A 20,360-nucleotide genomic window follows, 5' to 3' on the forward strand; every position below is an offset into this window, starting at 1 on the left:
CCGGCAGCGACCAAATCTTCCCTTCAAGCCAGCAGGTGAGGATTCGGTGCGAAGGTATCGCGGGCCACCCTCACGGGCCTCAACAGGTTGCGATCTTCCAGACGGGCAGGGCGCGATTGCGCCGAAAGGTGGCGGTCCTGGTCAGGGCGGTTCGGCCAGCAGCGCCCTCCGATTGGACAGGCCGGTGTCCTCGGGTGTGAAATCGCGGCGCTTGGGGTGAACCTCGCGATCGAAGACGTGTCACGGGCAGCGCAACGGTCGGCTGCATGACTGGCACCCACACAGCGTCCCCACGCAAAGGGTGCCTCAGCCATGGCAACAGCAACCAGACCCTCGACGATCACTCCAATCCTGGCGCTCGCCTTCTGCGCCATCGCCTGTGGTTCGATGACCGACCCCGCCCAGGACACCATCGCCGTCCCTCAACAGCGCGCCGCTTCACCCGCGTCAGCGACGAGCGGGCGTCCACCGGCCTCGTTATCGACCGCGACGACAGCGGCATCGGCCGTGCCCGGCCGGCGCCGTACCCACGATGAGGTCGAGCAGGCGTTCCTCACCCCCGCCGGCGCCGGCATGCCCCTCGGTTTGACCACCGACGGCGCCCGCGGCCAGACCACGACCATCCCGGCATGCCTTCCCCCGAAAGAGGGACGCACGGCACAGGTCACCGTCAGCAAACGGTACGCGGTGGCCTGGCGGGTGATCTCCACGCAGACCCACCGTCTCAGCCAGTCCGGCTGGGTGTTCCCCACTACCGCCGCGGCCGAATCGGTGATGACCCGGTTGGAGCGGCAGGCCGGCTCCTGCCGGTACTCGGCCACGCACGTGCAGCCGATGGACGGCATCCACGTCACGCAGACCTCCATCAGCCGCGCCTATACCCACCGTGGCTGGAACGGCTGGCGGACCGAGGTGAGCACCACCACCGGCGACCTCCTGCTCACCGTCACCAGCCAGCTGCTGGCCCAGCGCGGTAACCTCATCCTCTGGCTGACCGTGAAGGACGGCACCTTCGACCCCTCCGCCGCCCACCGCTCCGCCCAGAACTTCCCCCGGCTGACCCGCGTCCTGCGCCGGCTCGGCTGACCGCACCATGCGCGCCCCACGATCGGCGAGCCGGTCTTTCGTGAGCCGGCCGCAGACGCGGCCGATCCTCCACCACCCGCCGTTCCCCCTCAGGCACGCCGGGGCGGCCCGGTGAGAGCACCCTCCGACACCAGAGCGGCCGACCGCGCCAGGCAGATCATCGCGGCCGTCCTCGCCGCGGGGACGCTGGCCGCCCTGCTCGCCGGAATACCGGCCCTGCTGCTGGCCATGTACGGCTCCCCGCTACCCGCGCGCCTGCCCAGCGGGCAGGAGCTGCTGGTAGCCCTGTCACGCCCCTACGACGCGCGTTGGCTGACCTCGGCGCTGGAACTGGCCGGATGGATCAGCTGGCTCATGTTCGCCTGGTCGTCGGTGGCCGAGATGGCGACCCGGGCATTCCGCCGACCGGGCCGGCCGGGCCGCGGGCGCTCTCCCTTCGGCCGCCTGGCCGCCCACCTCGTCGCGACGATCGCGCTCCTGGCGGCGGCACCGCAGAGCGGGGACCTGGTCCACGCGAGCACGGCCACCTCCGCGCTCGCCGACCTGCCCGCGGCACCGCCCGCCCAGACCGCGCACCCGGGCAAGGCCGTGGAGAAGACCTATGTGGTCCAGCCCGGCGACACCCTGTGGGAGATCGCCGCGCGCCGTCTCGGCGATCCGCTGCGCCATCGCGAGATCTTCACCCTCAACCACGGGCACCTCCAGCGCGGCGGCGGCCAACTGGAGGACCCGGATCTCATCCGTCCCGGCTGGCGCCTGCTGCTCCCGGACGACGCGATCACCCACCCGAAGCCGAAGGAGTCGACAGAACCCAGCTCACGCCCGTCCGCCAGTCCTGAACCCAGCTCATCCCCATCCCCGGCGCCCTCCGCGGCAAGGCCGCCGGAGGCCCACCCGCGACCCGTCACCGTAGAGCTGCCTTCTGGCCTGGTGGTGGGCCTGTCCTTCGCGGCCGGCGTGAGCGCCGCCATCCTCACCGCCCGGCTCCGTGCCCGCCGCCAGGATCGGCCGCCGCACGCAGCCGTCCCGCTGGGACGCGCGGCCAGGCTGCTCCGCGCAGCCCACCTCCAAGCTGCCCAGCAGGCGCCGCCCACCTCCACCGCCGCCGGCCCACGGCCCGCGTCGTCAGAGGCGAGCACACCGGTCGCCTCCCGCCGACGGCCGTACTCCTCCCTGCCGCTCGCGGTCACCCCCGACCGCAGGGCCGAGATCGCGGTGGACGTGGTCGCGGTCCCGGGGATCGGACTCACCGGACCGGGCGCGGCGCACGCCGTGCGCGCCCTGGTGCTCACCCTGCTGTCCCAGCACGGTGAGCGGGGACACGCCGAGGTGGTCATTCCCCGCGACGTCGCCGCCCAGGTGCTCGGCCAGCCGGTTTCGCCCGCGACCGGCATTCCCGGCCTGGTCGTCACCGCGACGCTGGAGGAGGCTCTCCACCGCCTGGAACTCGACGTGATGCAGCGGACCCGGCTGGCCGCGCAGACATCGCAGACATCGCAGACATCGCAGGAGGATCTGGCCGCCTACCGGGCGGCGCACCCCGATGATCCGCTTCCTCTGGTCGTCCTGGTCGCCGCCCCCGGAGACGACCACACCCCGGTCCTGCACCCCATCCTCGACCAGGGTCGCCGCCTGGATGTGGCCGGCGTCCTGCTCGGCCCCTGGCCGAGCGGCGCCACCTGCACCCTCGATGCCTCCGCCCGCGTCATCGACACCACCAGCCTGGCCCTGGCCCACCTGGTCGGAAACCATCTGTTCGGGCTTGATCCCGCCGAAACCGCCGACGTTCTCCAGGTCCTGAACGCCGCCAGGGACCGGCCCAAGCCACCCCCATCATTCCGGCACCCGCCCCCCACAGCGCAGGCAGTCATCCCGGTCGCACCGTCCAAGGCGCGCCTTCGGGTGCTCGGTCAGGTACGCCTCCAGATCGGCTCCAGCGACGTGCGCTCCAAACGGCGCAGCACCCACGAAGTCCTCACCTACCTCGCCGTCCACCGCCAAGGCGCCACCACCGAGCAGATCACCGCCGCCCTATGGCCCGACGACGCGCACGAGCAGGCCGCCAAACGGCTTTACGACGCGATCTCCTCACTGCGCAGCGTTCTGCGCACCGAACTCGCAGCCCTCGCCCACGACATCGTCATCACCACCCAGGGCGGCTACCGGCTCAACCCCGACCTTGTCGAGGTCGACCTGTGGCAGTTCGACCAGGCACTCGCCGCAGCGCGGAATGCGCACGATCCCGGTGAGCGGATGCGCCATCTCCAGAGCGCCATCACCCTGGCTGCCGGACCGCTGGCCGATGGCCGCTACGAATGGGCCGACCAGCCCCGCGACGAGCTGGTGCGCCGAACCGTCGAAGCCATGTCCCGCGCGGCGGAACTGGTCCACCACGACCCCGAACGCGCCCTGCGCATCCTGGCGCCCGCGCTCGCCCTCGACCCCTACAACGAGGCGCTCTACCAGCAGACGATGCGGATCCAGGTGAAATCAGGCCGAGCCGGCGCGGCGCGCGCGACCTACGCTCAGCTGGAAACCCGCCTCCACGAGATCGACGCCGCACCCGATGAACACAGCGAACAGATCCTGCGCACGACAGAGACTCGGCCCGCACCCGATCAACCTCAAAGTCCACGAAGAGAATGATCACCTGGTGAAGCGGGATCGGCCTGTCTGATCGATCGTCGTGTCAGGAGTGGGTGGCTTCTGTGGTCACGGTGGACCGCCTGCGGGAACGGATCGAACCGTGCTGCCGGCGAAGCGGCGGACACATCATCCAGGCCACAGGTGGTTGGACGCCAACAGAACCCGGATCCAAAGAACCACGCCTAGGACCACCACCTCGCGCCGAGATACTCAACTTCCACAATCAGGTCCGCGTTCTGCAACCGACCGTATGGGAGCCATTGCGAAGGTAACCCTGGTGGCCACCGAACGTATGATCGCGTCGGCCTGTTTGTCAGGATCGACGATCAGTGGCGGCTCGGGCTTATCGAACACCCGCGACTGGACAAGTGGATGATTCCTGGCGGCTGAATGTCGAAGCCGAGGCGCCATCCGAGGACTCTCCGGGGAACAGTCGAAAAACCGGAGATCGCCGCTCGCCTGCTGACAGCGCACAATTCATCAGGAGGCGAGAAGATCGAAATGGAAGCCGACGACGAGTAGTGTGACGCCGAGCCACTTGACCGATACGCCAGGATGCGCGGTATTCAGCGCGGCTGCGACCGGCCGGACTAGCGCATAGTCGATCACGACACCCGCGCTCAACAACGATCCGCGAATGATGCCGTACCACAGTGCGATTACGAACGGGCCGAGTACCGCCAAGACAATGATGAAGAGGATGGAGAACAACCACTTCGCCCACACGTGGTCTGAGAACCAGGCGTCAAGGCCGATGTTCTTGGCAAGAGCAATCCCCCCGACAATGACGAGCAGCCCTGTAAGGGTGGCGAACGCCATCGTTGGCAGCCCAACACCCGCACGCTTCAGGCGCTCGATGGCATCGCGAGTACGCCGTTCGTCCTCGTCAGTTGTACCCACACCTGGTTCGGGCAAGATGGCGAATCGCAGGACAGCGACGATGACCTCGTACGTCCTCTTCAACGTCTTCGATAACCGCTGCATGATTGTCGAGTCGGAGCGAGCGTGAAGCGTGAGACCCCACGCACGAAGTCGATCTGGACCAATGAGGTCCAGAACCACGGTCAAGGCGCCGATGAACTGAGCAAGCTTGCCGATTCGTCCCCACCAGAGCACCTTTAGACCCCATAGTGTGAGGGACTCGATAGAATCTCCTCTCATCCAAGCCTGCCACAAGTCCAAAAGATCCGACACGGACAAGAGGGTACGGTAGGACCGTTACTTTCACGAGATGTGGGCCTGATCCCAAATTGGCCCCAAAGCACGAGAGACACCTCATCTGAGTCGATCTCGCCTCGGCCGGGAAGAACGAGGTTTCCTACGCCTGCACCCGTCCCTGAGTTCGGGAGCGTCCAGCACCGGAACCACGCCGTCGACATCCTCCCGCCTGTCTGCTTTGAGGACCAAAGTATGCGTGCGTCCGTTTCTGCTGCCACGACCTCGATCCGGCCCCAGAAACACTCCTGGATCCAGGTTTGTCCCCTTTCCCCCCGCGTCGCGGTCTTTGTAGGTGCAGGCGGAGGAAGAGCCGGGCCGCTCGTGGGCGGGTTGACTGACCGACGCCACTGACGCGGGATGTCGGAGACCGACCCACTCCATCCGGAGGGAGGTGGTGGCTCCGCCCCGCCCAAAGGGCGGCCCGCCTTCCCCGCCTGCATCCCCGACGTGGATGGAGGTGGCCAGGGTGACCCGCAGAACACTCATCGTCGTGATCGCGACGGTCCTGCTGATGGCGGCGGGCGCGACCGAGGCGCTGGCGGCGCCGACCTCGCTCACCCAGGTGATCAACAATCTGCGGAACTGGCTGGTCGGGCTGCTGGTCGCGATCGCCACGCTGATGGCCACCATCGGCGGGCTGCGCCTGCTATTGGCCGGCGGCGATCCCGGTGAGGTGGCCAAGGGCAAGAACGCCCTGCGCTCGGCCGCCATCGGGTACGGCATCGCCGCGCTCGCCCCGCTGGCGGTACAGATCCTCCGCTCGATCATCGGCGTGTGACGCGATGACCCGCTCCGGCCCTCGTGAGCATCGACCGGCGCAGCCGATGCCGACGCCCGGACGCGCACCTGCCTCTGCTCCCTTCCGCCGCCGCGCGCGGAGGCGGACGGTCCGCGCCCGATTCGGTACGGCAGCCGCGCTGACCCTCGCCAGCCTCCTGGCCGTCCTGGTGACCGCCGGCCCAACCGTCCCGCCGTCCGCCCCGGCAGCGGCGGATGCGGCGATATCGGCCACGCCGCCCACGCCGACCCCGGCGGCCACGACCGCATCCACTCCCACCGGGGTGCCGCAGTCACCCGGCCCGACGCAATCGCCCCGCCCGGCGGCCACACCCTCGCCCTCACCGGCACCCGGCGCACCCGCCAAATGTGAGGTGTTGGACCTGGGCTGTCACGCCTCCGACGGGATCACCATCTGGTTCCGCGGCCTGGCCTCGGCGGCGATCGGCCCGATCTTCGACCAGATCGGCACCACCCTGCTGGTGACCCCGCAGGTGGAGCAGCTGCCCCGGGTCCGGCAGATGTGGAGCGCCAGCGCCGTCATCGCCAACACCCTCTTCGTCCTGTTCGTCATCGCGGGCGGGCTGACCGTGATGAGCCACGAAACGCTGCAGACCTCCTACACGGTCAAGGACATCGCGCCCCGCCTGGTGGTCGGCATCATCGCCGCCAACTTCTCCGCGCTCGCGGCGGGCAAGGCGATCGAGTTCGCCAACGCCCTGGCCGCCGCCCTGCTCGGGGACACCGTCACCGCCGACCAGGCCAGCGGCATGCTGCGCGACCGCCTGGTCCAGAACCTCGCCGCCGGCAGCGTGTTCCAGCTGCTGATGATCCTGGTGGCCGTCGTCTTCGCCCTGCTCCTGTCGGGCGTCTACGTGGTCCGCCTGATGGTGACGATCCTGCTGGTCGCCGCGGCTCCGCTCGCGCTGGCCTGTCACGCGCTGCCGCAGACCGAGGAGTGGGCCCGCCTGTGGTGGCGGCTGCTGTCGGGCGTGTTGTTGATCCAGGTCGCCCAGGCGCTGGTGTTCATCACCGCGGTCAAGGTGATGTTCACCCCCGACGGGCCGATCACCGACGATTCCCAGGGCTGGGACCTGCTGATCACCCTGTGCCTGCTCTACGTCCTGATCCGCATCCCCGGCTGGATCATGAACCAGGTCATGCACGCCAACACCCGGCGCAGCCCGATCGTCCGGGTCACCCGCTACTTCCTGTACCGGCAGGCCATCACCAGCGCCGTCCGCACCGGCGGCAGAGGAAGGCACCCATGACCACCCCCAACCCGCAAGACGGGCACAGCATGCAGGGCCCCGCGCGGCGGGAGACCATCCCCGCCGACGTCGACCGCGAAGACCGGCTGATCGCGAACCTGACCGCCCGCCAGCTGGCCATCCTCTCCACCGCCGCGGTCCTCGGCTGGAGCATCTACACCCTGCTCGGGCCGGTGCTGCCGGTCGGCGTCCTGGGCGCGGTCATCGTCGTGATCGCCGGGATCGCCGCCGCGCTGGCCCTGGTGCAGCGCGACGGTGTCGGCCTGGACCGGCTGCTGCTGGCCGCCTGGCAGCAGTCCCGCCGCCCGGACCGGCTCGTCTACGCCCCCGAAGGCATCCCCAACATCCCCGCCTGGGCCGCGCCCGCGCCGCCGCAACCGCCGCCGCATCCCCGGCCGGCCGCGCTGTGGCTGCCCGCCCGGAGCGTACGGAGCGACGGGGTGATCGACCTCGGCGCGGACGGGGTCGCGGTGATCCTGGCCTGCTCCACCGTCAGTTTCGCCCTGCGCACCCCCGAGGAACAGCACGCCCTGATCGCCGCCTACGGCCGCTGGCTGAACTCCTTCACCGCCCCCGTCCAGCTCCTCGTCACCGCCGAGCGGATCGACCTCGCCCCCGCGATCGATCGGCTCCGCCGTCACGCGCCCCTGCTGCCGCACCCGGCGCTGGAGCGGGCCGCCCTCGACCACGCCGCGTTCCTGGCCCACCTGGACGCCTCCCGCGATCTACTCCGCCGCCGGGTGTTACTGGTCATCCGCGAAACCTACGGGACCGGCCGCCACGACATCGACGGCGCCGCCGCGCGTGCCCTGCGGCGCGGGGAGGACGCCTGCCGGGCGCTGGCCGCCACCGCGGTCCACGCTCGCGTCCTGGCCGCGGGCGAGGTCACCGCGATCCTGGCCGGCGCGGTCGACCCGGGCTGCCCGCCCGGCCTGAGCGCCCAGGCCCGGCCCGATGAGGTCATCACCGGCCGGTGGCAGCCGTGACCGGGCAGACCCTCCTTCTCCTCTGGCCCGCTCTCCTTCGGGTTGCCCTCGACATCTCCTGTGGCTTCGGGCGAGACCGCCCCCATCCGCAGACGTCTGGGTTGCGGCTCTCGCGCAGACCGCTGTTGTCCCCACGCCGGGCTCGGGCCGCGCGAGAGCAGCTCGCGCCCCCAGCTGCCGTAATGCCGCTGGTCCTTCCGAATTCCGCCACACCCGTGGTGCGGCCAATCTGGGACGGAGGTTCCCTGGTGAGTAAGTCGACCATCCCTACCCCGGCGATCCGGGTGACGGCACATCACATCGGGCTGGACGGGAGTCTGGCCGCCTCCTTCGCGGTGGTCGGCTATCCGCGCGAGGTCAGCCCCGGCTGGCTGGAGCCGCTGCTGACCTATCCCGGCCGGCTGGAGGTCTCGCTGCATGTGGAGCCCATCGCGCCGATGGTGGCGGCCGACCGGTTGCGCCGCCAGCTGGCCCGGCTGGAATCCACCCGCCGCATCGACGCCGAGCACCGCCGACTGACCGACTTCGCCGCCGAAGCCGCCGCCGAGGACGCCTACGCGCTGGCCTCCCGGCTGGCCCGCGGCGAGGGCAAACTGTTCCGGCTCGGCCTGTACCTGACCGTGCACGCCCCCGACGTCGAACGCCTAGCCGTCGAAAGCGGCCGGGTCCGCGCGCTGGCCGCCTCGCTGCTGCTGGACGCCAAACCCGCCACCTTCCGCACCCTGCAAGGCTGGCTCACCTGCCTGCCGATCGGGCTGGACCTGCTCCAACTGCGCCGCACCCTCGACACCCAAGCGCTCGCGGCGGCCTTCCCGTTCACCTCCCCGGACCTGACCGCGCCCGTCGGCGACCACCCCGTCCTGTACGGCGTGAACAGCGACTCCTCCTCGCTGGTGATCTGGGACCGATTCGCCCAGGACAACCACAACTCGGTGATCTTGGGCAGGTCCGGCGGCGGCAAGTCGTTCCTGGCCAAACTGGAAATCCTCCGCTCCCTGTTCACCGGCGTCCAGGTCGCGGTGATCGACCCCGAGGACGAGTACGCCCGGCTGGCCGAAGCGGTCGGCGGCACCCGCATCCCCCTCGGCGGCCCCGGCATCCGCGTCAACCCCTTCGACCTGCCCCCCGGCGCGCAACACACCTCCGACGCCCTGACCCGGCAGGCATTGTTCCTCCACACCCTGATCGCGGTCATGCTCGGCCAGCCGCCCACCCCGGCCGAGCGAGCCGCCCTCGACCGAGGCATCCTGGCCGCCTACCACCACGCCGGAATCGGCAGCGACCCGCGCACCTGGGCCCGGCCCGCGCCCCGGCTGCGTGACCTGTCCGCGGCGCTCGCCGCCGACCCCGACCCGGCCGCCGCCGACTTGTGCGCGCGGCTGGCCCCCTACGTGAGCGGCACCCACAAAGGGCTGTTCGACGGCCCGACCAGCGTCCAGGCGGCCGGTCATCTGGTCGTCTACTCCCTGCGCGGCCTGGCCGAGGAGGTCAAGCCGATCGGGGTGCTGCTCACCCTGGAGGCGATTTGGCGGCAGGTCGCCGACCCGCGCCAACGCCGCCCCCGGCTGGTGGTCGTCGATGAGGGCTGGCTGCTGATGCGCGAACCCGAAGGCGCCCGGTTCCTGTACACGATGGCGAAATCGGCGCGGAAACACTGGACCGGGTTGACCGTGATCACCCAGGACGCGGGCGACATGCTCGGCACCGACCTCGGCCGGGCCGTGGTCGCCAACGCCGCCACCCAGATCCTGCTCCGCCAAGCCCCGCAGGCGATCGCCGCCATCACCGACGCGTTCGGCCTGTCCGGCGGCGAACGCCAGAAGCTGCTGGCCGCCCGCCGGGGAACCGGCCTACTGGTGTGCGGATCCTCCCGGGTGTCCTTCGAGATCCTCGCCAGCCCGGCCGAGTACCGCCTGGCCACCACCGACCCCGCCGACCTGGAGGAGCTGCGCTGATGCCCACCATGCTCTGGGGACGTGCCAAGACCCTCGGGCTGTTGTCCTCCCGCGCACGTCCAGCCGTGATGCCGCTTGCGGCGCTGTCGGCCTCCCACGGCGGCGTGGCCCCTTCATCGAGGCCGCATGGTTTCCGCGATGCGCTGAACGCCACTCCCGTCCGCGGCCCTGGCGACGGGTTCGGCCTGACCGGCCCGTTCAAGGATCCGGACGCCTTGTATGGCGCGGTGTTGTCCTGGTTGGCCGCTGATGGGATCCATTTCGCCATCCACACGTTGCTCGTCGTCGTGGCGCTGGCCGTACTGGTCCGCGTCGGTCAGGGGCAGCTGCGGCGCTGGCGGCACACCCGCTTCCTGGCCGGGGCACGCCGGGTCCAGATCCTGGCCCCGCCCCAGGTCGAGCCAGGCTCGGCCGAGGCGTTGTGGAGCAACCTGATCGGGCTGCTGCGCCCGGCCCGCACCCGGCTGCTGACCGGGCAACCGCACCTGGCCTGGGAGTACACCTGGACCGGCGGCCGGCTGGAGATCAGCCTGTGGGTGCCGGGCGGCATCCCGCAGCACCTGGTGGAAAAAGCGATCGAAGCCGCCTGGCCCGCCGCCCGCACCCGCCTCACCGACCCCGGACCCCCCATCCCGCTAGAGGCGCACACGGCCGGGGGAACCCTGGTCCTGGCCCGCCCCGACCACTACCCGCTGCGGTCGGCCTTCGACGCCGACCCGCTCCGCCCGCTCCTGGGAGCGGCCAGCGGGCTCGCGCCCGGCCAGTACGCGGTGGTGCAGGTGCTGGCCCGCCCGGTCACCGGAGCCCGCCTGGGCCGGGCCCGCAAAGCCGCCGCCGCGCTGCGCGGGAGCGGTTCCGCCGCCCGGTTCGGCTGGCTGTTCGACCTGATCACCCCCGGACCAATCACCGCGTCCGCCCCGCGCACACAGGCCGCGGCCCATCCGGAGGTCGCCGCCGACGTGCGCGCCATCCTTGGCAAGGCCGCCCACCCCCGCTACGCCACCCGCATCCGCTACGCCGTCGCCACCAGCTGGGACGGCGACCGCGAGGCGGCCCAGTCCTGGCTGCGCGGCCGGGCGCACGCGATCGCCTCGGCCCTGGCCGGGTACGCCGGTCTCAACCATCTGCGGCGGCGGCGCCTGCCCCGGCCTGCCGAGCAGATCGCCTCGCACCGGCTCGACCACGGCGACCTGCTGTCGGTGCCCGAACTCGCCGCCCTGGCCCACCTGCCCTACGACCCGGCCGTCCCCGGCCTGGCGCGGGCGGGAGCCCGCAGCATCGCCCCCGGCCCGGACGTGCCCCGCCCCGGCCCCTGGTGCAAACCATTAGGCGTGGCCGACGCCGGTCCCGACCGCGAGATCGGCCTGCCGGTCGCCTCCGCACGCCACCACGTGCAGGTCATCGGCGCCACCGGCGTCGGCAAGTCCACCCTGCTGGCGAACATGATCCTCGCCGACGCCGAAGCGGGCCGCGCGGTCGTGGTGATCGACCCCAAGGGCGACCTGATCCTGGACCTGCTCGCCCGCCTCCCCGAAACGTGCGCCGGTCGGCTGGTGCTGCTCGACCCCGACGACCACGCCGGGCCGCCGGCCCTCAACGTGCTCGGCGGGAGCGACCCCGACCTGGCCACCGACAACCTGGTCGGCATCTTCTCCCGCATCTTCGCCGACTTCTGGGGTCCCCGCACCGAGGACATCTTCCGCTCCGCCTGCCTGACCCTGCGGCTGCTGAACGATGCCACCCTCGCCGACGTGCCCCGGCTGCTGGCCGAGGACGGCTTCCGCGCCGCCGCCACCGCCCAGGTCCGCGAACAGGTCCTGGCCGGCTTCTGGGCCTGGTACGCCGCGCTGTCGCCGCCCGCCCGCGCGCAGGTGATCGGCCCGTTGATGAACAAACTCCGGGCCGTGCTGCTGCGCCCGTTCGTGCGGGCGGTGGTCGGCGTCCCGGGCCCCGGCCTGGACATGGGCGCCGTGCTGGCCGGTGGAGGGATCTGCCTGGTCCGCGTCCCGAAGGGCGTGCTGGGCGAGGACACCTGCCGGTTGCTCGGCTCGATGGTGGTGGCCAAGGTGTGGGAGGCCGCCTCCGCCCGGGCCCGGGTCGGCGGGGCGGGGCGGCGCGATGCGGCGCTCTACATCGATGAGGCGCACAACTTCCTGACCCTGCCGCACGAGCTCGCCGACATGCTCGCCGAAGCCCGCGCCTACCGGCTGTCGCTGGTCCTGGCCCACCAGAACCTGGCCCAGCTGCCCCGCGAGATGCGGGAGGCCGTCTCGGCCAACGCCCGCACCAAGGTGCTGTTCACCCTCTCCCCGGAGGACGCCCGCGCCCTGGCCCGCCACGTCCAGCCCAACCTGACCGACCACGACCTGGCCCATCTGGGCGCCTACCAGGCCGCCGCCCGCATGCTGGTCGGCGCGGCCGACACGCCCGCCTTCACCCTGCGCACCCGGCCCCTCCCGGCCCCGGTCGCCGGCCGGGAGGCTCTGCTGCGCCGCGCCGCCCGCCGTACCACCGCATCCGCGGTGCCTGCCCCCGGCTCAGAGCAGAGCGTGGTTGCTGATCCGCGGACCTCACCCCAGGCCGCGCCGCCGCCGCGCCTGAAGCCCAACCCGGCCCCCGACCCAGGCGGCGACACCACCACGGGCGCCGCCAGGGATACCACCAGCGGTCCCACACCGCCCGGGGGCAGATCATGAGCCGCCGTGACCACAACGGGCCGGGCCTGAGCCCGGCCGCGGGACGCATCCAGGTCGACGCGGCCCTGCTGGCCCGGCTCGCGGCCCGGCTGACCGAGCGGGACCGCTGGCTGCTGCGCCTGCTGCACGAGCACCGCGTCCTCACCCTGCCGCAGCTCACTCAGCTGGCCTTCCCCAGCCCGCGCGCCGCCCGGCACCGCATGCTGATGCTCTACCAGCACGCCGTCCTGGACCGCTTCCGCCCCTCCCTGCCCATCGGGTCGGCCCCCCACCACTACCTGCTCGGCCCGGCCGGAGCCGCCGTGCTGTCGGCCGAGCAAGGCCGCGACATCGGCTACCGCGCCGAACACGTGGCCGCGCTCGCCCACTCCGCCAAGCTCGCCCACCTGGTCGGCGCCAACACCGTCTTCACCACCCTGGCCGCCCACGCCCGACACACCCCCGGCTGCGAGCTGGAACGCTGGTGGTCCGAACACCGCTGCCGGCAGTCCTGGCACGGCGCCGTCCGCCCCGACGGCTACGGCCGCTGGCGCGACGGCGGCCGCGGCATCGACTTCTTCCTGGAGTACGACACCGGCACCGAACCCCTGGCCAGGGTCGCCGCTAAACTCCCCTCCTACCAGCGGCTCGCCGACTCCAGTGGCATCACCGACACCGCCGTGGTGTTCGTGTTGCCCACCGCGGCGCGGGAACGCAACCTGCACGCGCTGCTCCGTCCTGGCAGCGTGGTCCCGGTCGCCACCGCGCTCACGGCCGGCAACCCCGCCGCCGCGGTCTGGCTCCCCGTCGGCGGCACTACTCGGCTGCCGCTGACCGCACTGCTGCCCTCACCCGCGCCGGAGCCGTGGTGACCGGGGGCCTGATATCCAAAACGCTGCTCGCCTTCGGCGCTGTCACGCTCACGGCCGTCGTCCTTGCCGCCGCCGTGAGCCCGGGCCGGATCACCGGCGTTCTGAGCGCGAGCGGGGACCGCCCGAACGCCCGCGCCAGAACCGACATTCCGGCCGGGACACTCCTGCTCTACCAGCTCGCCGCCCCGACCTGCCCCGGCCTGCCCTGGCCGGTCCTGGCCGCCGTCGGCAAGGTCGAATCCGACCACGGACGCGACCCCGCCCCCACCCGCGCCGACGCCGAAGGCCCGATGGGGTTGCCTGTCTCGACCTGGGCCGAGGTCGGCAAAGACGCCGGCGGCGACGGGACGGCCGACATCAACGACCCGGCCGACAGCGTGTTCACCGCCGCCCAGCACCTGTGCGGGAACGGCGCGCGGAACGGACACGACCTGCCACGGGCCCTGTCCGCCTACAACCCCGCCCCGGCCTATGCCGACCACGTGCTCGCCCTGGCCGCGACCTACGGCCTCGCACCAGGCACCGACACCAGGGCCGCCGCGGGCGGCACGGCCGCCACCAAAGTCACCGCCAAGGTCGCCGCCAAGGTCGTCGGCTATGCCCGCGCCCAGCTCGGCAAGCCCTACCGGTGGGGCGCCGAAGGCCCGCGCGCCTTCGACTGCTCCGGGCTGGCCATGCGCGCCTACGCCGCCGCCGGGGTGAGGATCCCCCGTACCACCTTCGGCCAGTGGCCGTTCGGGACGCGCGTGCCCGCGGGCCAGGAACAACCCGGCGATCTGGTGTTCTTCACCACCGGCCCGGGCAGCTCGCCGACCCGGCCCGGACATGTGGGCATCGTCATCGGCGACGGCAAGATGATCGAAGCCCGCTGTACCCGCTGCGGCCCCATCGCCATCACCTCCTACCCGACCCGTCCGGCCCTGGCCGGATTCACCCGCCCAGCCCAATGACCAGCAAGACCCGCTGATGAGTGGAGCAGGGGAACCGGGGCTCCCGCAGACCGTGCAGGCCGCCAGTGGCGCTCAGCGGGCGGGGATCACCGACCTCGCCGATCAACCTGCCGCAGCGCCGTTACCCGTTCTTAGACCTGGCCGTCGGCGAAGAACCGCCGGGGCCGCGCCGGCTCCTCGGGGCAAGCTCACAGACGTTTTGCGAGTTCGGCCCGCTTGGTGAGAAATGCACGGCCGCCCTCGACGACACGCCAAAGGAGACCGGCGGATAAGTGGCCGGTCTCCAACTCCAACTGGGAGGGCACGTTTCATGCGGGGACGTCCTCAACGATGTCGTCGACGGCGACCCCATGGCCGTCCTGGAGCCGATCGCGGATCGTCTGCATCGGGGTGACTACCTCAATGTTGCCGCGCCTGCCGCCGCTCGGATCACCGTCCGGGTCGCGGAAGCTGAGATACCACCGGCCGCGTTCCAGCCAGGTGAGCACGGCAGCGCCGATGAAGGCATCCTCGACGTACAGGTTGAACGTCGTCTCCTCGTCGTCGGAGGTGGTCGCGTCGTACTGGATGCGAGCACTCATGTCCCTTTCCCTCCGTCGGATGATCACACGGGGAGACCCGGATCGGACCCCTTCACATCTCGCCAGGTTCTGGTCCGCGCCCTCTCCGCCTGCGCCTAGCTGACCCTGGCCCGGCCGGGGTTAGTTACCCCGGCCGGGCAGAGCAGGCGCCATCAGGGCGCGTCCAACCCAGGTGCTCGTCAGGCCGAAGACTCGGCTGGGGCGGCGGCGAAGCGGCGGGGACGCTCAGCGGTCTGTACGGCGGTGCCGAGCGCGGCCAGCTTGTCCAGGGCGACCGAGACGGCCCCGGAGGAGTGGCCCAGAGCCCGGCCGAGCTCGTGCGGGCTGAACTCGGCATCGGGGTGGGCGGTCAGATGCGCGGCGACCTTCTCGCGCAGGCCGCCCGGCCGCATCCGCGCCGCGCCGTCCGGCCTGCCCGCCAGGGCGGTCTTGATCAGCCGCCGTACCTTGGCCGCGTCGGCGTAGACCTGCTCGGCCAGGACGAGCGCCTGCGGATCGGCCTCCGGCTGGGCCAGTGCCTGACCGGCCCGCTCGACCAGGGCCGTGAAGTCGGTCATCGCCTGCCTCGCCTCCTGCAGCCCGGCCGGGTCGGCCGACTGTGGAGTGCCCGCGGCAGGTGCCGGATCAGACGCCGCGGGCTCGGACGGCGTCGGCTCTGAGAGGGCGGGCTCCCCGTCGGGAAGGGGCGGCGCGATGTCTTGCGGCATCTCCGTGTGCCGCTGGTGGTCGGCCGCAGCCGCCGGGGGGCCAGAGTCATCGCCTGCCGGGATGATGATCCCGGCGTCCGGTGCATCCTCCCTGTCGTGACCCGGATGGGTGTCCTCGTCGCCGGTGCCGGTGTTCGCCTCCGCGTCGCCGCCGGTCGCGGCTGCGGGGTCGCTGCTCTGCTCGGCCACCTCTCCCGCCGCGCCGCCGCCGTCCCCGACGGCCTCACCGGCCAGCCCTACCTCGCCGCCTGGCTCCGTCTCGCTGAGCGGATCGGTTCCGCTGCCGGTGCCGTCGTTGTCGGCGATGGTGGCCTCCTCCTCGGCGGCGGGGTGCCAGGTGTCGGGGATGCGGCGCGGGCCCGTACCGCTGCCGGTGATCCGGGTGGCCCGCCCGGCCTCGGCCAGGGCGGTCAGGGCCTTGACGGCGGTGGGGCGGCTGACCCCGGCCGCCGCCGCGATGTCCGTGGCGCCCGCGCCGGGATTGGCCACCAGCGCGGCCCAGACCGCCGCTGCCACGCCGGTGTCGCGCGGCGGGGCATCGGTACCGGTACCGGGCGGCGGGCCGACGTCGGCCGTTTCTGCCGCCTTCACGGCGTCGCGGGTTTTCCGGGTTTTGCCGTTCGCCATTTACGGCTCCTTTCACGGGGCGGGTATCCGTTTGATACCCGCCGCTTTTAGTGGAGCTCGACCATCACTCCGGCAAACCGCTCCAGGCAAGACGTCGGCGCATATTCAGGGCTTGCCGAAACGGCTGGGATCGGTAACCATCTGGCCTGCCCGGATCCTGGATACGGCCAGACTTGGCGGCACGGCAAACCAACTGCCGGAAACAGCTCGAGTACCTTACCCATCCGGCCGATGAAAAGAGTCATGAAAACAATTCACCCACCCGGTTGACACGCCGCGCGCAGGCGAGCGTCAATCGACGCCAAACCCTCGCGGGCCGCAACATGCGGCCCGGGGAAAACCGGGAACCGGAAAAGAGGAAAACGCAATGGGAATTGACGTCAACGCCGGGCACGTGGCCGCACTACGCGACCACGGCCCCGGCTGGGCCCTGGCCTGGGACGGCGACCAGGTGCGCATCGTCGAGGTCGCCGACACCGACGACGCCACCCTGCTGGAGATCGGCACCGGCCACACCCTGCAGGCCAACGCCGACCTCCACCGCGCCAACGGCGACCCCTGCGACGACGAGGTACTGGCGGGCGACCTGGCCGCCATCGCCGGCGACTACCTTCAGGAGTGGCCCGACCTGCGCGAGCTCATGCCGCTCACCGCCCCCCTCACCCGGGCCCTGACCACGTTCACGATCATCCGATCCGGCATGGGGATCATCGCCCACACCCCCGTGGGACGCGAGATGCTCGTGCACTACCGCGCCGCCGGAGACGGACACGCCCCCGGCCTGATCATCGCCGTGACGGTCTCCGGCCCCGGCGACCCCGTCGGCATCACGGCCGAGCTGCCCGGCGGCATCAGCCGGGGCACCCTCACCGTGCCCGCCGACACCCCCGCCGAAGCGATGGCCGACCTGATCGACGCCCTCGCCCGCACCGCCACGATCACCCCTACCGCCCCCGTTCCCGCCTGACCACACCCCTGGCCGGGCCCGCCCTCATGTTGGGGGCGGGCCCGGCCGGGCTTTTAGGCCCTTCCCGGGCCCGGCACAGCCGAGCCGCCGCCAAACCCTCAATGGCCGGGCCCCGGCCTGATCACCCCGCCGGGGTGCCCGCCCGGGCGGAACGCCCGCCCCACACCCGACCTCCCGCCGCCGCCCCGGGTAGCCGCCCCCCAGGGGGCCCGTTCCCCCGGGAGCGGCTACCCGTTGCGGGGTCGGCATACGCCCGCCCACACGGGCCGCGCTAGCGGGCGGCGCGCAGGGCGGCGGTGGCGGCGCGGCCGATGGCCTGGGCGGTGGCGGCGGGGTCGGTGAGCAGGTGCACCCGCGCCCCCTCCAGCGGGGTGTCACCCTCGCCGGTGGTGAGCCATAGCACGGCGCACCCGGCGGCGCGGAGCCGGTCGAGGCGCTGCTGCCCGGCGCGGCGGGGCCCGGCGCGGAACTGGCCGTCGGAGACGATGACCAGCAGCCGAGCGGCGCCGGGGCGGGCCAGGCCGAGGGCGCCGTCCAGGGCGTCGATCGCGACCTCGACGGCCTCGTAGTCGTCCTCGGCGTGAAATTCGGTCACCTGGTCGGGGGCGGTGCCGGGGCGGGTGATCGGCCGGACGTGGTTACCGAAGATCACGGTGGCGGTGTCAGCGGGCATGTGGGCGTGCTGGGTGGCGTGGGCGAGGATCCAGGCCGCCGAGGCGACCGGTTCGGCGACGGCGTACATGGAGCCGGACACGTCACAGGCGATGCCCAGCCGCAACGGCGGAGCCGGTACGTCCTTGCGGGTGGTGCGGGTGAACGGCTCGGCGGTGGGCATCGCCCCGGCGGCGCGTTGCGCGGCGGCATTCAACACGCCGCGCATCCGCAACCGGCCCGGCGGCAGCGCCGAACTGGTCTTGGTCGCCACCCGGTCCCGCACCCCGGCCGTGCTCAAGGCCCGCGCCAGCGTCCGGGCGGCGGTGCGCTCGGTCTCGGTGGGCGGGCGGGTTCCCGCCGTCCGGGTGTGCCCGCTGCGGGGACCGCCGGTGGCGAACACCCGACCGGCGGTCCTGGCAGCTCTCGTGGCGGAGGCGTCCTCGGCCGCGCCCGCCACTGCGGCGGCCTCGTCGGGGTCGGCCGGAGCGCTCTCACCGGCCACCGCGCGCTCCAGGTTGTCCAGCGCGGCGGTGATCGAGGTGGCCAACGGCGACAGGGGCGGGGGCGGGGCGGCGGGATCGGTGGGGTCCGCCGTGCTGGCCGGACCGGCCCCGCCGTCGGCCTCGTCGCCGGTGTCGTCGCCGGTATCGGGGTCGGTTCCGGTGATCTCGCACCAGCGGCGGCCCAACTCGATCATGGCCTCGGCGTCGTCGTCGGCCAGGGTGAACGCCTCCCGCCACAACCCCCGCAGCCTCTCGAGTTTCTCCGCGCCCAGGACGGCCGCAACGACGATGGCGACCGGGGCGACCTCGCCCGGGGTGAGGATCCCGGCCTCGGCCCGGGCCAGCAGCAGCGCGGCGGCCTGGGCGGCGTGCGGCGCGGTCAACGTCGGGGCGTGGGCGGGGTCGGCGGCGCGAGTGTCGGCCAAGATCAGATTGGTGGCCGAGGCGCGCAGCCAGTGCCGGTCATCGGGGCGGCGGCGGATCTGGGCGGCCTCGATCCGGGGCTCCTCCAGCAGCAGCGCGGCGGCCACCGCGCCGGGGGGCGCGCCGGGCGGGGGCTGCCAGGCGGTGTGGCGGGCGTGGGCGCATTCGTGAGTGAGCAGCCCCCACGCGGTGGCGTACCGGTCCCGGTCGCTGGCTAGGTGTGGGGCGGCGGTGGCGGGGTCGAGGGTGCCGAGGTGGGTGCCGTCGACCTCGATGGCGGCGTGGGCGGGCAGGAAACAGGCCGGGGCTCCGTGCCCGGCGCCGGGGGCGATGGTGACCATCACATCGTCGCGGTCGGCGATGACGCCTGCCTCGTCGGTCATCGCGGCGGACAGGGCCAGCCAGCCGGGGGCGGCGGGGAAGATGGCCGGGGCGGGGGCGGCGGGGTCGGCGATCAGGTGCGCGCTCATCGCGGGCATCGTCCTTTCCCAAGAAATTGTCACAGAGCGGAGGTGAGGGGTGCGGGGGGGTGGCGGGGCGGGGGTTAGATGCGGGGGCCCAGGGCCAGCGGGGTGACCGGCTTGCCGAACACGGCCCGCACCGCCGCCTCGACGGCGGGACGGTCCTCTTCGGGGGCGGAGCCGACCAGGTTGGCGGCAGCGGCATCCACCCCGAGCACGTCGGCGATCTTGCCGAAGGCGATCAGCTCGCGCAGTTGCGGAGCCCAGCCGATCTCGCCCTTGCCCACGCGGGTGGCCAGATTACGGGCCACCCGCACGGCGCGGCGGTCGATGCCGAGCTGCAGGGCCAGGTCGTAGTCGGTGGAGACCTGGATCTGCACCGAGAACCGGGAGGCGAGCGCGTCGGACAGGACGGCCCCGTGCACGCCGGGGTTGTGCCCGGCGACCACGTAGAAGCCGGGGGCGGCGTCGACGACCTCGCCGCCGTTGGCCTTGACGATGATCTGGCGGCGGCCGTCCATCGCGGGGTAGACCACGGCGAGGACGGGGGGCGGGATGAGGGTGGCGTCGTCGATGAACAAAGTCCTGCCCTGGCGCATCGCGATCACCAGCGGCCCGTGCACGAAGACGAACCGGCCGTCGCCGGTCTGGGTGTACTCCCCGACCAGGTCGGCGACCGTGGTGTCGCCGTCGCCCTGCACGGTGACCAGATCACCGAAGGCGGCCTCCACCACCGAGGTCTTCCCGGTGCCCGGCGGACCGTACAACAGGGCGGCGACCCCGGCCTCGCGGAGTTTGCGCAGCGCGGTGACATCGGGCAGACCGGACAATTGGCGGGGGTGGTAGAACTGCCCGTTGGGCCGCTTCACCGGCCCGGACACCGGCGCGCTCGACGAGGCGGGAGCGCTCGTAGCCGGGGCTGCGGGGGCGGGCGTGGGGGCGGGACGTGGCGGGGTCCTGCGGGGTGGCCGCGCCGAGCGCGGCGAGGCGGACGGGGTGGG

The 20,360-nt window shown here is 72.3% G+C and carries 15 protein-coding genes; 10 read left to right on the plus strand and 5 right to left on the minus strand.

Annotated elements, in window-relative coordinates; all coding sequences use genetic code 11:
- Positions 1 to 312: 312 nt before the first annotated feature.
- Both ABGB08_RS41405 and ABGB08_RS41410 read left to right on the plus strand, forming a co-directional pair.
- Positions 313 to 1,086, plus strand: a complete 774-nt coding sequence (locus tag ABGB08_RS41405) for a hypothetical protein (protein ID WP_347602117.1) — start codon at positions 313 to 315, stop codon at positions 1,084 to 1,086.
- 111 nt (positions 1,087 to 1,197) lie between these two features.
- Positions 1,198 to 3,732, plus strand: a complete 2,535-nt coding sequence (locus tag ABGB08_RS41410) for a BTAD domain-containing putative transcriptional regulator (RefSeq protein ID WP_347602119.1) — start codon at positions 1,198 to 1,200, stop codon at positions 3,730 to 3,732.
- A gap of 480 nt (positions 3,733 to 4,212) precedes the next feature.
- Here the strand turns inward: ABGB08_RS41410 and ABGB08_RS41415 are convergent, their stop codons facing one another.
- Positions 4,213 to 4,926, minus strand: a complete 714-nt coding sequence (locus ABGB08_RS41415; protein ID WP_347602121.1) for a hypothetical protein — start codon at positions 4,924 to 4,926, stop codon at positions 4,213 to 4,215.
- A gap of 490 nt (positions 4,927 to 5,416) precedes the next feature.
- On the opposite strand from ABGB08_RS41415, the gene ABGB08_RS41420 reads away from it, so the two are divergent.
- The 7 genes from ABGB08_RS41420 to ABGB08_RS41450 all read left to right on the plus strand — a co-directional run bounded on the left by ABGB08_RS41420 (position 5,417) and on the right by ABGB08_RS41450 (position 14,436).
- Positions 5,417 to 5,728: a hypothetical protein gene (locus tag ABGB08_RS41420; RefSeq protein ID WP_347602123.1), complete on the plus strand. Its 312-nt coding sequence runs from the start codon at positions 5,417 to 5,419 to the stop codon at positions 5,726 to 5,728.
- Between the two features lie 46 nt (positions 5,729 to 5,774).
- Positions 5,775 to 6,998: a hypothetical protein gene (locus tag ABGB08_RS41425; protein WP_347602125.1), complete on the plus strand. Its 1,224-nt coding sequence runs from the start codon at positions 5,775 to 5,777 to the stop codon at positions 6,996 to 6,998.
- Positions 6,995 to 7,984: a PrgI family protein gene (locus ABGB08_RS41430; RefSeq protein ID WP_347602127.1), complete on the plus strand. Its 990-nt coding sequence runs from the start codon at positions 6,995 to 6,997 to the stop codon at positions 7,982 to 7,984. The genes ABGB08_RS41425 and ABGB08_RS41430 overlap by 4 nt, the downstream gene beginning before the upstream one ends.
- Before the next feature lie 248 nt (positions 7,985 to 8,232).
- The gene (locus ABGB08_RS41435; protein ID WP_347602129.1) at positions 8,233 to 9,939 is read left to right on the plus strand and encodes a DUF87 domain-containing protein; all 1,707 of its coding nucleotides are present in this window, start codon (positions 8,233 to 8,235) and stop codon (positions 9,937 to 9,939) included.
- Entirely contained in the window at positions 9,939 to 12,635 is a 2,697-nt protein-coding gene (locus tag ABGB08_RS41440; protein WP_347602131.1) for a type IV secretion system DNA-binding domain-containing protein, read from the plus strand. Before ABGB08_RS41435 ends, ABGB08_RS41440 begins: the two co-directional genes overlap by 1 nt.
- On the plus strand, positions 12,632 to 13,486 hold the full coding sequence (locus ABGB08_RS41445; RefSeq protein WP_347602133.1) for a replication-relaxation family protein: 855 nt from the start codon (positions 12,632 to 12,634) through the stop codon (positions 13,484 to 13,486). Before ABGB08_RS41440 ends, ABGB08_RS41445 begins: the two co-directional genes overlap by 4 nt.
- Positions 13,483 to 14,436, plus strand: a complete 954-nt coding sequence (locus tag ABGB08_RS41450; RefSeq protein WP_347602135.1) for a bifunctional lytic transglycosylase/C40 family peptidase — start codon at positions 13,483 to 13,485, stop codon at positions 14,434 to 14,436. The genes ABGB08_RS41445 and ABGB08_RS41450 overlap by 4 nt, the downstream gene beginning before the upstream one ends.
- 308 nt (positions 14,437 to 14,744) lie before the next feature.
- Here ABGB08_RS41450 and ABGB08_RS41455 read toward each other — a convergent pair whose 3' ends face one another.
- Together ABGB08_RS41455 and ABGB08_RS41460 are read right to left on the minus strand one after the other, a co-directional pair.
- The gene (locus ABGB08_RS41455; RefSeq protein ID WP_347602137.1) at positions 14,745 to 15,017 is read right to left on the minus strand and encodes a hypothetical protein; all 273 of its coding nucleotides are present in this window, start codon (positions 15,015 to 15,017) and stop codon (positions 14,745 to 14,747) included.
- 179 nt (positions 15,018 to 15,196) lie between these two features.
- The gene (locus ABGB08_RS41460; protein ID WP_347602139.1) at positions 15,197 to 16,351 is read right to left on the minus strand and encodes a hypothetical protein; all 1,155 of its coding nucleotides are present in this window, start codon (positions 16,349 to 16,351) and stop codon (positions 15,197 to 15,199) included.
- A gap of 367 nt (positions 16,352 to 16,718) precedes the next feature.
- Here ABGB08_RS41460 and ABGB08_RS41465 point away from each other — a divergent pair, with 367 nt between their 5' ends.
- Positions 16,719 to 17,318 (plus strand): hypothetical protein, encoded by a 600-nt coding sequence (locus ABGB08_RS41465; protein WP_347602141.1) that lies wholly within the window; start codon positions 16,719 to 16,721, stop codon positions 17,316 to 17,318.
- Positions 17,319 to 17,589: 271 nt separating this feature from the next.
- Here ABGB08_RS41465 and ABGB08_RS41470 read toward each other — a convergent pair whose 3' ends face one another.
- Both ABGB08_RS41470 and ABGB08_RS41475 read right to left on the minus strand, forming a co-directional pair.
- Positions 17,590 to 19,368, minus strand: a complete 1,779-nt coding sequence (locus ABGB08_RS41470; RefSeq protein WP_347602143.1) for a hypothetical protein — start codon at positions 19,366 to 19,368, stop codon at positions 17,590 to 17,592.
- 74 nt (positions 19,369 to 19,442) lie between these two features.
- Entirely contained in the window at positions 19,443 to 20,228 is a 786-nt protein-coding gene (locus ABGB08_RS41475) for an AAA family ATPase (protein WP_347602145.1), read from the minus strand.
- Between the last annotated feature and the right edge of the window lie 132 nt (positions 20,229 to 20,360).

Origin of the sequence: Acrocarpospora sp. B8E8, assembly GCF_039871605.1 — a bacterium.
GTDB lineage: Bacteria > Actinomycetota > Actinomycetes > Streptosporangiales > Streptosporangiaceae > Acrocarpospora > Acrocarpospora macrocephala.